At 67.5% G+C, this 13,184-nt stretch carries 9 protein-coding genes; 2 read left to right on the top strand and 7 right to left on the bottom strand.

Features of this window, described 5'->3' with window-relative positions:
- The first annotated feature begins 2 nt into the window (after positions 1 to 2).
- Entirely contained in the window at positions 3 to 2,204 is a 2,202-nt protein-coding gene (locus tag DFR50_RS15375; protein WP_113890164.1) for a xanthine dehydrogenase family protein molybdopterin-binding subunit, read from the top strand.
- 67 nt (positions 2,205 to 2,271) lie between these two features.
- On the opposite strand, the gene DFR50_RS15370 is transcribed toward DFR50_RS15375, so the two are convergent.
- The 3 genes from DFR50_RS15370 to DFR50_RS15360 form a co-directional block, all read right to left on the bottom strand.
- On the bottom strand, positions 2,272 to 3,510 hold the full coding sequence (locus DFR50_RS15370; protein ID WP_113890163.1) for an MFS transporter: 1,239 nt from the start codon (positions 3,508 to 3,510) through the stop codon (positions 2,272 to 2,274).
- 138 nt (positions 3,511 to 3,648) lie between these two features.
- Positions 3,649 to 4,515, bottom strand: a complete 867-nt coding sequence (locus DFR50_RS15365) for a fumarylacetoacetate hydrolase family protein (RefSeq protein WP_113890162.1) — start codon at positions 4,513 to 4,515, stop codon at positions 3,649 to 3,651.
- Positions 4,516 to 4,532: 17 nt separating this feature from the next.
- Positions 4,533 to 4,940 carry a nuclear transport factor 2 family protein gene (locus tag DFR50_RS15360; RefSeq protein ID WP_170153231.1) on the bottom strand — a complete coding sequence of 136 codons (408 nt, stop codon included), beginning with the start codon at positions 4,938 to 4,940 and terminating at the stop codon, positions 4,533 to 4,535.
- A gap of 178 nt (positions 4,941 to 5,118) precedes the next feature.
- Between DFR50_RS15360 and DFR50_RS15355 the strand changes: the two genes are divergently transcribed.
- A complete protein-coding gene (locus DFR50_RS15355; protein ID WP_113890160.1) occupies positions 5,119 to 5,730 on the top strand; it encodes a VOC family protein in 612 nt (203 codons plus the stop codon).
- A gap of 53 nt (positions 5,731 to 5,783) precedes the next feature.
- On the opposite strand, the gene DFR50_RS15350 is transcribed toward DFR50_RS15355, so the two are convergent.
- From DFR50_RS15350 to DFR50_RS15335, 4 genes are all read right to left on the bottom strand, one after another.
- Entirely contained in the window at positions 5,784 to 6,590 is an 807-nt protein-coding gene (locus DFR50_RS15350; RefSeq protein WP_113890159.1) for a GntR family transcriptional regulator, read from the bottom strand.
- 262 nt (positions 6,591 to 6,852) lie between these two features.
- Positions 6,853 to 9,537 carry an alpha-ketoglutarate dehydrogenase gene (gene mdeB / locus DFR50_RS15345; protein ID WP_113890158.1) on the bottom strand — a complete coding sequence of 895 codons (2,685 nt, stop codon included), beginning with the start codon at positions 9,535 to 9,537 and terminating at the stop codon, positions 6,853 to 6,855.
- A 110-nt stretch (positions 9,538 to 9,647) separates the two neighbouring features.
- Positions 9,648 to 11,021: an MFS transporter gene (locus DFR50_RS15340; RefSeq protein WP_113890157.1), complete on the bottom strand. Its 1,374-nt coding sequence runs from the start codon at positions 11,019 to 11,021 to the stop codon at positions 9,648 to 9,650.
- Positions 11,018 to 12,688: an FAD-dependent monooxygenase gene (locus tag DFR50_RS15335; protein ID WP_113890156.1), complete on the bottom strand. Its 1,671-nt coding sequence runs from the start codon at positions 12,686 to 12,688 to the stop codon at positions 11,018 to 11,020. Before DFR50_RS15335 ends, DFR50_RS15340 begins: the two co-directional genes overlap by 4 nt.
- Positions 12,689 to 13,184: the final 496 nt, after the last annotated feature.

Here is a 13,184-nt window from a genome sequence, read left to right as displayed (position 1 = left end):
CCATGTCGCACAGCGCCAGCGCCTTCGCCCTCTCGCGGCGGTCGTTTCTCGCCTCCGCCGGCGCATTCAGCGTCGCGGTCGCCTTCGGCTCGTCGCCAGGGCGCAGTTCCCCGGAGACCTCGTTCAAACCGAACGCCTGGGTCACGATCGAAGATAACGGCGAAGTCACGATCGTCGGGCCGATGGTCGAAATGGGTCAGGGGGTCAGCACCGCATTGCCGCTGATCCTGGCCGAGGAGCTCGACGCCGACTGGAACAGGGTCCGCGTCTCGGATCCGCCGCAGGACGAGCGGACCTTCGGCCACCCGACGTTCAAGAAACTGTTCGGAGTCGACACGCTGTCGACCGGCGGAAGCTTCTCGGTCACGGGCTATTACGACAAGCTGCGGCTTGTCGGCGCCCAGGCTCGGAAAGTGCTCCTCGCGAACGCGGCCGAAATCTGGAAGGCGCCGGTCGAGGAGCTGACGACGAGTCCCGGAACCGTCGTCCACGCCAAGTCCGGACGCAAACTGAGTTACGGAGACATCGCGAGGGTGGCGCGCGTTCCCGACCCGCTTCCGGAAGTCGGCGAAGCCGATCTGAAGCCGCGATCTCAGTTCCGCCTGATCGGAACGGACGTCGGACGGGTCGACGTTCCAGGGAAGGTCGACGGATCGGCGCGGTACGGCATCGACGTGCAGGCGCCGGGGATGCTCTACGCCGCGGTCCTCTTTCCCGACGTTCAGTACGAGCGCGCCGAGCAGATCGACGACGCGGCGGCGAAGGCCGTAAGCGGAGTCGTCAAGATCGTGAACCTGCCTTCCGGCGTCGGCGTCATCGCCGACTCCTTCGAAGCCGCCGTGCAGGCCAGGAGCCTGCTCGGCGTGACATGGTCGAACTCGGCGCCCGCGCGCGCCTACGACGACAGTCAGGTGTTGCAGGATTATCGCCGGATCGCCGCGGACGGGAGTCGCGCCGGCGTCGACATGATCAGGACCGGCGACGCCGACGCTCAGATCAAGACCGCCAGATGGATCCTCGCCGGGGAGTATCTGTCCGATCACGTGGCCCATGCCTGCATGGAGCCGTTGAACGTCACGGTGCGCGTCGACAACGGCGAAATCGACGTGTGGTCGGGGAGCCAGTCGCCGACGACCATGAAGTTCATCTGCGCGGCCGTCGGCAAGACGAGCCCCGACAAGGTTCGCATTCATCCCCAGCTGCTGGGCGGAGCGTTCGGCCGGAAGGGCGACGGCGACGATATGGTCGTCGCCCTCATGCTGGCGCTCAACGCGCCGGGCAGGCCGGTGAAGACGATCTGGAGCCGCGAGGACGATTTCCGCAACAGCAAACCGCGGCCATTGACGGCGCAACGAGTCGAAGTCGGGCTGGATGGCGAGAGGAACATCGTCGCGTGGCGGCACCGCATCGTCAACGAATCCTACCTCGCGCGAACCCTGCCGCCGGAGGTCTGGAACCAGGTCAAGGCCGACATCGTCACCGGCGGCCACGGCGAAGTGATCTACGGGCCGCCCAGCCACCACCGGGTGGAATGGGTGCGATCGGCTCGGGGCGTGGACGTCGGCTCATGGCGCGGCGTCGCCGCGGGCTATACCAAATTCGCGATCGAAACGATGATCGACGAAGTCGCGGCGTTCAAGAGGATGGACCCGCTGCAGTATCGGCTCTCGATGCTCGGCCATGCGCCCCGCGCCGCGAACGTCTTGCGGCGGGTGGCCGAGATGTCTCGGTTCGCCTCGGCGCGCGACGGCGATCTCGGCGTCGGCATCGCTTATTCGGACGATCTGGAGAGCCACACCGCCGTCGTCGCGCAGGTTTCGGTCGACGCGGTCAGCGGAAAGATCACCGTCCATCGCCTGTGGTGCGCGATCGACGCCGGGCTCGCGGTCCAACCCAAGAACATCGTCGCGCAAGTGACGGGCGGTATGACGTTCGGCCTCGGCGCCGCGCTCACCGAGCAACTGGCGATCCGGAACGGCGTCATGCAGGCGACCAATTTCGACGGCTATCACGTGCTGCGGATGTCCGACATGCCGCTGATGGATGTCGAGGTCCTGTCCACCGACAACCCGCCGTCGGGCGTTGGCGAGGCGGGCGTTCCGGCGGTGGCGCCGGCCATCGCCAACGCCGTCGCGCAGCTCACAGGCAAGCGCTTGCGGCACATCCCCATGACTCCGGACCGGGTGAAACGGGCGCTGGGATAGGCGTGCGGGCCCGCGCCCGGGTCGGGGGACGAAAGCGCTTCGGTTCGCGCGTCGAAATCGAAAGGCGTCAGCCCGACGCCGGCCTATCGGCGAGCTCCGCCAGGCGGTCCGGACCGCTCGAGAACCGGGCGATCGCCCAGCCGACGACCGGCAGCGCCAGGCCGGAAAACACCAGCGACGCCGAAGGCCCGACGTGATCGAACGTCCACCCGCCAAGCCAGGAGCCGAGCGCCTGCGACAGGAAGAAGCTCGCGGCGAACAGCGACAGCGCCGCGCCGCGCGCCGCGGGAGCCATGTTCGTCGCCCGCACCTGCAAGACGTTGTGCAGCATGAAGAAGCCGAAGCCCAGGGCCAGCAGCGCCGCGGCCGCCGCCGCGGGCGACGGCAAGGCGGCGAACGCAAGGAACCCCGCCCCCGCCAGGCAGCCGCCGATCAGCGACCGCCGCCGCTCGCTCAGCGCCGACACGATCCGGCGCGCCAGGAGCACGAAGACGATCCCGCCTGCTCCGAAGACGGCGACCAGCAGCTTGACCGCTCCATTCGAGGGCGTTCGCTCGTGAAGGAGGGCCGCCAGATAGGGGAAGCTCAAGAACATTGCGAACCCTTCGGCGGCGGTGGCGGCGACGACGCGCTGCACGGCGGGCCGGCGCATGAGCGACGCCAGCGACGATTGGGACGGCTCGCCGCTCCGGTCGTCGCGCCGGCGCCCGAGCGACTGCAGATCCGGCCTGCGCCGACCGATGATCGCCAGGACGATCGCGGAGATCGCGAACAGCAGGGCCAGCGACACGAAAACGGACCGCCAGCCAAACAGCGCTCCGAGCGCGCCGCCGCCGATTTGACCGCCGGTGGCCCCGGTGATCGAGGCCGCCGTCATGTTGGCGACCACGACGGAGCGTCGATCGTCGCGCGTCGCGTAGCTGACCCAGGCGAGCGCCGTGGGTCCGATCGCCGCGGCCGCGGCGCCGGAGAGAAAGCGCAGGCCGATCAGCCAATTCAGGGTCGGGGCGAACGCGCAAGCGAATGCGGCGGCGCAAGAGAGGATCGTCGCCCAGGCGACGACTTTGAAGGGGCCGACGCGATCGCCCAGGGGACCGTAGGCGAGCTGCAGGCCGCTGTAGCTGAGCGCGTATGCGGTCACGACCGCCCCCGCGCCGCCGACGCTGCTCCCGTAGGCGGCCGAGACGTCCGGCAGCAGCGCGTCGAGGCAACGCAACGAGACCGCCCCCGCGAAGACTGCGCCGGCCAATACGCCCATCGCGCCGCCCGCTCCGGCCGGCGAGCCGTCGAGGCGCGCGCGCGTCATCCCCGCCTGCCCCGGGGGGCGCGCGCCGGGCGGGTCGCCCGCACGCCGCTCACGGGACGGCGATCGAGACACAGCGTCGACGACGAGGGCGTCGTTCGCGCGCGCACGCCTTGGCGCCGATCCTGCGCCGGGCCGCGCTCACGCTTCCGCGATCACACGGTTCTCTATGCGCCCGAGCCCGGAAATTTCGACGCGCACGACGTCGCCGGGGCGAAGGAAGACGGGCGGCTTGCGGGCGACGCCGACTCCCGCCGGAGTTCCGGTCGCGAGAATATCGCCGGGCTTCAGCGTCATCACCTGGGACAGATACGAGATCTGGTCCCAGATCGAGTGGATCAGGTCGGCCGTGCTGGCGTGCTGCCGTACTTCGCCATTCACAAACGTGCGGATCTCCAACCTGTGGGGATCTCCGATTTCTTCCGGCAAGGTCAGCCACGGGCCTGTCGGTCCGTGCGTGTCGAAGGACTTGCCGAGCGTCACCGTTCCGGTCCGCGCCTGCCAGTCGCGCGCGGAGACGTCGTTGGCGATCATGTAGCCGCCGACGAAGGCGGGCGCCTGTTCGGGGCTCGCGTACCGGCAGGCTTTACCGATCACCACCGCGAGTTCGCCTTCGTAGTCCATTTTTTCCGAGACTCTCGGCGAGATCACGTCGTCGAACGGCCCGTGGATGCAGGAAACCTGCTTGTTGAACCAGGTCTGCCACTGCGGCACGTCGACCCCGAGCGCCTTCGCCTCCGCGCTGTGATCCGCATAGTTCATCCCGATCGCCAGATACTTCTCCGGGTTGGGCGACGGCGCGTGAAGCTGAACGTCAGCGAGCGCGTGGCGGCCGGGGGAGTCGCCGCCGACCCGGCGGAACTCCGCCAGCGCCTCTTCGCCCATCCGAAGGAACGCGACGAGGTCGCTCGGCGCCGCGGGCGCAGCGACCGTGAGATCAATCAGGAAATCTTCAAAGACCTTTCCGAGCCGCGGCGGCCCGCCCGCGGAAAATCGTGCGATCGGCATCGTTTCCTCCGTGCGGCTCAATCCGAGACAGGGGCGTTGTGGCAGGTCGTCTGCAACCATCGGCCTTCGACGCGGCGCCAGGTCTGGCTCGTCACGGCGCGGATGTCGTGCCTTTCGCCGGTCTCCCTGACAACGATGGTTTGCGTCAGGCGCCCGATCATGACCGCGCACTCGTCCCAGACGCGAATGTCGAGGGGCCCGCGCTCGACGTCCTTGAAAATGAATTTGCTTTTGAAGCCGCTCAGATACCCGGCCTTGTCGTCGATCTTGCCGGTGAGATGGATGTGGACGAGGTCGTCGGACAACAGGCTTCCCAGCGCTTCGACGTCGCCGTCCATCAGCGCCTTGCAGCGCCGCCTCTCGACCTCCTCCAGCGACGTCAGGGCCCCCTTGCGGGCGAGGGGATCCGATAGCGCGGCGTTCATGGGGGCGTCCTCCCTTGGTGGCGGACGGAGCTTCTCCGATCCGCGTGTATTCGTCAAGGGATAATATTTTATCGTTGACATAATACATTATTGTCTCATAGTGGCGACGAGGGATGAACAGCCGCCTCGCGGGGCGGCGCGGCCGAATGTCCAAGGCGAACCCAGAGGAGGAAATGCAATGAGCGCCGAGAATCTGCAGCCGACCGACGAGGTGAAGGCCCCTGTCCTCCACCACGTCAACCTCAAGACCAGCCGGCTGAGCGAGATGATCGCGTGGTACGGAAATCTGATCGGCGCGACGCCGAACTTCCAGTTCGAGGGCGGCGCCTGGCTCACGAACGACGCGGCCAACCACCGCATCGCCTTCCTCGCCACGCCCGACATCGTCGACGACCCGGACTTCCGCATCCACACCGGAATGCATCACGTGGCGTTCGAGTATCCGGACCTGGATGATCTCTTGCTGACTTGGGAGCGTCTCGACCGGCAGGGGAACAAGCCGCACTTCGCCGTCGACCACGGCCTGACGACGTCATTCTACTACGTCGATCCCGACGGCAATTCCGTCGAACTCCAGGTCGACAATTTTGGCGACTGGGCGGCTTCGACGGAATTCATGCGCACTTCGCCCGATTTCGCCCGAAATCCGATCGGCGTCCCCTGCAGTCCCCGCAAGATGCTGGAGGCCCGGCGCAGTGGGGTCGATCCCAAGGACGTGGAGCGCCGCGCCTACGCCGGCGCCTATCCGCCGGACGACCCGTATGATGGGCGCTTCGGCAAGGCGGCCTGAGCCGCAAGCGCCGCCGTCGTCCTGGCGCTGATCCGCCACCCCCCTCAGGCCAGTTAGCGCGCGGCGAGCCGGGCCGGCCGGGCTTTCGAGGCTTTCTTCGGAGCGCGGTCGCCGGAAGCGGCCCCATTGGCCGACTCGTCGCCGCGTGCGCCGGCCCACGGACGCCAATCCGGAACCGGCTTGCCGGCGCCGCGAACGGCGTCGAGCAAGTCGCGCGCGGTCCGCATGAAATGCTCGTACATCGCGGAGCAGGCCGCCTCGACGTCTCGCGCTTGCGCAAGCGCCGCCAGGCGCCCGTGTTCTTTGTTTCCGTCGCGCTCGCCCAGCCTCGCGCTGAGGGACAACGCCCAGTGCCGATAGCGCTCACTGCGTGCGTAGAGCGTCTCGCGCAGGTCGAGCAGGCATTGGTTCGGGCACGCGGCGACGAGCGCCCTGTGGAATTCGGCGTGCGCGGCGAGCCACGCCTGATCGGGCCCATTCGGATCCCGCCCGCGCCCCGCGCCCTGAGCGCGCGCCAGTCGATGCGTCGCGCCGGCGAGCCGCGTTTCCCATTCGACGTCGCCTTCTCGAATCGATTTGCGGAAGCAGGAGACCTCGATCTCCGCGCGGGCCTCCATCAGTTGCTCGAATTCCTCCCAGGAGACCGGCGCGACGCTGAAACCCTTGAGCGGCTCGAGCCGCGTCATCCCGTCGGCGGTCAGGCGCGACAGCGCTTCCCGGGCCGCGCCGAGAGCCACTCCGTAGGTCTCACAAATCTCGCTGATTTTCAGCTTCGCGGCAGGCGCGAGCCGACATTCGAGAATATCGTGCTTGAGCGCCTGATAGGCGGCCTCAGCCTGAGTCGGATATTTCGAATCCATCCATCGCCTGCGGTCCGATCGTATACACTTTCACGTGCAATGTACGATCCGCGGGTCGTGATGGCAAGCGCCGCCGTTCGGCGCGGCGCCCACGGCGATGCCGGAACAGGTTCCCCATCTCGAGTCCTGCGGCGGTGGCGCGGCCGCTGACGAAGCCTCTCGCGGACAGGGCGCGCCGGCGGACGCCACGACGAGCAGCCCGGCGCCGCCGGCGGTATCGCGGGACGAATGTCCAGAGCCTGGGCTCCGGAAGCGCCAGGCGTCAGCGGGACCAGGGCGCGTCCGCGTCAACCTCGAGGCCGTAGCGGCCAATGGCGTCCGCCACTGTCTCGCGCGCGATCCGGCCCTCATTCGCGAGCGCGGCGAGCGCGGCCACCGCGATATGCCGCCGGTCGACCTCGAAGAAGTCGCGCAAGTCCGCCCGCGTCGCGCTGCGGCCGAAACCGTCGGCGCCGAGCGCCGTGAAGGGGGCCTCCAGATACGAGGCGACCATCTGAGGCAAGGCTCGGACGTAGTCGGTCGCAGCGACGACGGGCGCCCGCCCGGCCAGGCATCTCGCCACGTGACTCGTTTCCGGCGACGCGAGCGGATGCAGACGATTGCGCCGTTCGACCTCGCGCGCGTCGCGCGCGAGCTCCGGAAAACTGGTGGCGCTCCAAACTTCCGAGGCCACGCCCCATTCGGTTTCGAGCAGCTCCGCCGCCGAGATCGCCTGCGGCAGGATGGCGCCGGAGCCAATCAGGCGCACCAGGCCCGGCGCGTTGGCGGGCTGGCGAGCCCCGAAACGGTAGAGGCCCTTGATGATGTCCCCCTCCACGCCTTGCGGCATCGACGGCTGGGCGTAAACTTCGTTCATGACGGTGACGTAGTAGAACTGGTCGCGCCCCTGCTCCATGATCGCGCGCGCGCCATGATCGAGGATGACGGCCAACTCGTAGGCGAAAGCGGGATCGTAGGCGCGACAATTGGGAATGGCCGCGGCGATCACGTGGCTCGAGCCGTCCTGATGCTGCAACCCCTCGCCGCCCAGGGTCGTGCGGCCAGCCGTCGCGCCAATCAGGAAGCCACGCGCCCGCTGGTCCGCCGCCGCCCAGATCAAGTCGCCGACCCGCTGGAAGCCGAACATGGAATAATAGATATAGAAGGGCAGCGTCGCGAATGCGTGCACGCTGTAGGACGTCGCCGCCGAAACCCAGGACGAGATCGCTCCCGCTTCGGTAATGCCTTCCTCCAGAAGCTGGCCGTCCTGCGCCTCGCGATAAAACAGCATCGAGCCCGCGTCCTCGGGTTCATAGAGCTGTCCAACGGGCGAATAGATCCCCAACTGGCGAAAGAGGTTCGCCATTCCGAACGTGCGCGCTTCATCGGCGACGATCGGAACGATCCGCGGGCCGAGGGTCTCGTCTTTGACGAGATTGCTCATGATCCGGACCGCGGCCACGGTCGTCGACATGTCCTTGCCGTTCGCTGCGAGCGCGAACTCTGCATAACTGCGCAGCGACGGAACGGGCGTCGGCGGGGCGCTGCGCCGGCGTTTCGGAAGATACCCGCCGAGCGCCGCGCGCCGCGCGTGAAGATAGCGGAGCTCGGCGCTGTCGTGAGCAGGCTTGCAAAAGCTGAGATTGGCCACCTGATCGTCGCTCAGCGGAAGGGCGAAGTGGTTCCGGAAGGCGAGCAACGCATCGACGTCGAGTTTCTTGGCCTGGTGCGCGGTCATGCGCGATTCGCCGGCGCCGCCCATGCCATAACCCTTCTTCGTCTTGGCGAGGATGACGGTCGGCCGGCTCGGCGTCGCGCAGGCGGCCTCGAACGCGGCGTAAAGCTTTCGGAAGTCGTGCCCGCCTCGCTTCAACCCGTCGATTTCGCGATCCGACATGTGGGCGACCAGCGCCCGCACTTCCGGGTCCTCTTCGAAGAAATGGGTGAGGTTGTAGCCGCCGTCCTTGGCGCCGAGCGTCTGATATTTGCCGTCGACAGTGGCTGCGAAGCGGCGCAGCAGCGCATGCTGGGTATCGCGTGCGAACAGCACGTCCCATTCCGAACCCCAGAGCACCTTGATGACGTTCCAGCCGGCGCCCCGGAACAGGCTCTCGAGCTCGCGAACGATCTGACCGTTGCCGCGCACCGGCCCGTCGAGGCGTTGAAGGTTGCAGTTGATGACGAAGGTCAGATTGTCCAGGCGCTCGCGCGCGGCCAGCGACAGGCCGGCGATCGATTCCGGTTCATCCATCTCGCCATCGCCGAAGACGCCCCAGACGCGGCGCCCCCGCGTGTCCGCGAGCCCGCGATGCTGAAGATAACGCATGAACCTGGCTTGATAGACGGCCGTGATCGGTCCGATGCCCATGGAGCCGGTCGGAGTCTGCCAGAAATCCGGCATCAGCCAGGGATGCGGATAGGAGCTCAAGCCGGGAGCGCCGATCTCCTGTCGGTAGCGGTTGAGTTGATCCTCGGAGAGCCGCCCTTCGAGGAAAGCGCGCGCATAGACTCCCGGCGCGGAATGAGGCTGGAAGAACACGAGATCGCCGTCGCCCCGACCCGTGTCGGCGCGAAAGAAATGATTGAAGCCGGTCTCGAAGATCTCCGCCGCCGACGCATAGCTCGCGATGTGGCCGCCGAGTTCGCCGTAGGCCCTGTTGGCGCGCGCGACCATGGCCAGCGCGTTCCAGCGGATGATCGCTGTGATGCGCTCCTCCATCGCGAGGTCGCCGGGAAACGGCGGTTGGCTCTCGAGCGGAATCGAGTTTCGATAAAGCGAGAAGGGGGGCGTTTCGGCGACGACGCCGAGGTCCCTCGCCTTTCGGTCCAGCGCGGAGAGGAGCCATTCCGCGCGTCGAGCCCCCGACGCCCGAACAACCGACTCGAACGCGTCGAGCCATTCGGCCGTCTCGTCCGGATCTGCATCCAAAGGGTCCGCAGGCTCCGGACGCGCCAGTTTCATGAGCATGAGACAGTTCCTTGCGCTTGCTTCGCGCCCGAGCCGGTGAAGGGCGAGACGGCCTCGCCGACCGAAAGTCTAGCCGCCGCGGGCGCCCGACGAGGACGGCGACATCCGCGTCACGCTTCGGTGTCGACGCCGTATGCGGACGCGGAGCGGCGCATGGGCTCGTTCGCCCCCTCCTTGCCCCAGCCCATTGCGACGACAGCGAGCGCTCCGACCAGGGGAAAGACGCCGAACGCCAGGAATATCTCCGAGCCCCGCCAAGCGAGTCCGACCAGCAAGGACGCCAGCAGCGGCGCTGCGACCTGTCCCAGACGGCCGGCGCCCATCGCCCATCCCACCCCCGACGAACGCATCGCCGTCGGATAGGCGACCGCCGCCAGCGCGATCGAGCCGGAGGCTGCGACGCCGACAAACACGCCGACGAAAATCGCCGCAACGGAGACGAAAAAGATCGATCCCGCCGCGAAGCCGAGCGTTCCCGTCGCCAAAGCCCCGAGAACGAAGGCCGGCCCAAGGACATTCGTGAAGCCGAAACGCTCCATCAAACGCCCCGCGCTCGCAACCCCGAGGAGAGCGCCGAATCCGTGGAACCCGAGGACGAGCGCGGCTTGCGACGAGCCGAGTCCGGACTCGTTCAGGAGCAGGGGCGTCCAGACGACGACGATGGCGAGCACAGCGAAGGCGGTAAAGAAGCAGATCCACATGAGCGCCGTCGCGGCGCCGCGCCCTTCGGCAAACAGACGCGCGACCGAGACGCCGCGCACGTGCAGCTCGTCCGCCACGATGCGCGCGCCAGGAGGCGCGGCGGGAACAAGTCTCGCCACGATGCGGCGCAGTTCGGCCGTGTCGCGACCCGTCGCGAGCAGGAAACGCGCCGACTCCGGCAACCACAGGAGCAAGGCCGCCGCGACCAGCAACGGCAAGACGCCGCCGATCACGAACATGGCGCGCCATCCGAGCGAAGCGATGACGACCGCATTGACGAAGCCGCCGAGCATCCCGCCCAGAGGAAAGGCCGCCCAGATCAGGCTTGCGACCGTGGCGCGCCGACGTCTGGGCGCATATTCCGTGGCGAGCGAGATGAAGCATGGCGTCGCGCCGCCGAGCCCGATCCCTGCGAGGAAGCGAATGGCGATCAGACCCGTGTAGGAGTCGGCATAGGCGGTCGCGAGCGTGAACAGGCTGAACAGCGCGGTGGCGACGATCAGCATTCGCTTGCGGCCAAATCGGTCGCCGAGCGGCCCGAAGGTCAGCGCCCCGAGCATCGCTCCAAGCAGCGAGGCCGAAAAAACCGGACCGAGCGACCCGCGCGACAGATTCAAACCGCGCGCGATGATCGGCGCCGCAATTGCGATCGACTGGGAATCGATCCCGTCGAAAAGACCGACCAGGGCGCACAGCGCGATCGCTCTGAGCTGAAAGACTCCGAAACCGCCTTCGTCGATCGCCCGACTGATGTTTATCGTTTTGGCGGGTGAGACCGTCATGCCGCCGCCCCCGCACGCTCTCGGATGCGGATCGCGGCCTCGACCGGTCCAGCAAAGTTCCCCGTTACGCGCGCGAGCAGTTCGTCGGGGCGCTCGGGAATCGCCGCTCCGCGCCAGGCGACATGCTGATCGGGACGGATCAGCGCGAACCGCGCCTGATACCGGTCCTCGAGCCGCGAGTCCGAAGGCGCCACGATCCGGATCGGAACGCCGAGCGCGCTCGCCGCCACAGCGAGAGCCTGTCCATCCCGCGCATCGCCCGCGGTGACGAGAAGGGTAAAGTCCGGTCCGAAATGATCGTAGAGCGATGAGCCGTCGCGCAACCAAAGGTGCGGCGCGAGGCATCCGGGATGGGCCGACGGCGTATAGAGCATGAAATGGTCCGTCGGGGGCTCGCTTCCGTCCGGCACGATGACGGGCGAGGCCGCGTAACGTGCGCCGAGGACGACTCCGAGCGTCTTGAACTCACGGATCTTGGTCGCCTCGATCAAGTCGCCGACCTCGCGGCGCGTCGCCTCTCCAACGAGCCCGGGGTCTTCGAGACCCGGCCGGACGAGTTGGTTGCCGACCGCGCTGTAGTTGATCACCGCCTCGGCGATCGTGCGCTGGTGGATGGGCCGGCGCTCGGCCTCGTAGCTCGACAGCAGATTGGGGCCGCCCCATCCGGAGAGCGTCGCTGCGATCTTCCAACCGAGATCGACCGCATCCCCGACGCCCATGTTCATGCCGAATCCGCCAAACGGCGGATGCAAGTGGCAGGCGTCCCCGGCGAGGTAGATCCGGCGCGACCCGTATCGATCGGCCACGAGGCGATGCGCGACCCACGGGTCCGTCGCGACAACCTCGACTTCGAGATCGGCGAGCCCCGTCCCGCGGCGGATCAGATCGACCGGGTCGACGGTCGCCGGATCGACATCGTCACGGAGCTTGGTCACTCCAAAGCTCCAGAGCCCCGTCGCGTCCATTGGCCCGAGGATCGCGGGGACATCTTCGTTGACCATCCAATACATGATCGCCGGCCCGTGGGCGTGGCGCTTGGCCAGATCCGGGGAGCGGAAGATCACGTTGAAGTTTCTCGAGAACGCGCCTTCGCCGACCATCGTCGCGCCGATCGCTTCGCGAACGGCGCTCCGGGCGCCGTCGGCGCCGATCAGGTATGCGCTCTCGATTCTTCGCGCGAGATCGCTCGAATTGTCTCTGACTTCGGCGACGACGCTATGATCCCGCTCGGAGATCCCGACGAGCTCGGTATTGAAGGCGATCGTCACGCCCGGCAGCGAAACCGCGTGCCGACGCAGCACCTCCTCGAGCACGTATTGCGGGACCCATTGCGCCGCTTCCGAATAGAGATTGTTCGGGGCGGGATTGCAGTCGAGCGCGTTTTCGAATCGCGCCAGAAGCGGACCGTTCATGCGGGTCGCGAAGACGATGTCCGACGGATAGTCCGGCGCCATTGTCGAGGCGGCGCGCAGCGCGTCGGCGATCCCCCAGCGCCTGAGATGCTCCCGCGTCCGGACGTTGGTGGTCTTCGCCCGCGGCGAACGGCCGACACGCTCGTGGCGTTCGACGACAAGGCAGCGTATGCCGCGACGCCCGAGCTCGATGGCGGCGGCGAGGCCCACCGGACCCGCGCCGCAGATCAGAACGTCGACCTGCTCAGCGGTCATGATCGAACTCCGGTCCGCGCTTGGTCACGAGGACGGGCGGCGCTCCGTCTGCGGCTCGCGACAGACGTTCGCGGCTCTGCCGCATCGACCCCAAGGCGCTCATGCTCTCCTCCCGGCGACAGGCCGCTCCCCGACGCCAGGCGGCCGAGATTCGGTTGCCTGAGCAAGGACTTCCTGTTGAGTCGATTAGCCAACCGGTCTGAACGGGCAAAGATGATAAATTCGCGCCATCGATCCCGCTCGCGTATCGCTCGCTCCTCCGGGAGCGCGGATCGCCATGGTCTTCGCGAACAGCGAAGGCGTGACGGCGAGGCGCGCAGACCAAGCCGCCGTTGAAATGGGCTCTTTCCGGGCCTGGCGGTCTCTCCCCGATCGCCGTGCAAACGGCGGACCCGTCACGGTCGCTGCACCGTGTTCATCGGCGTGCGGCCGATCTCATCGCACGAGCGTCCTGTCGCGCCGGCCTTCGCGCCGGCTATGCCCCAGGCTCGTCCAT

The sequence above is a fragment of the Roseiarcus fermentans genome (genome assembly GCF_003315135.1).
GTDB lineage: Bacteria > Pseudomonadota > Alphaproteobacteria > Rhizobiales > Beijerinckiaceae > Roseiarcus > Roseiarcus fermentans.
Note: the sequence above shows the minus strand (reverse complement) of the source record. Positions and strands in the feature narration are given on the sequence as shown.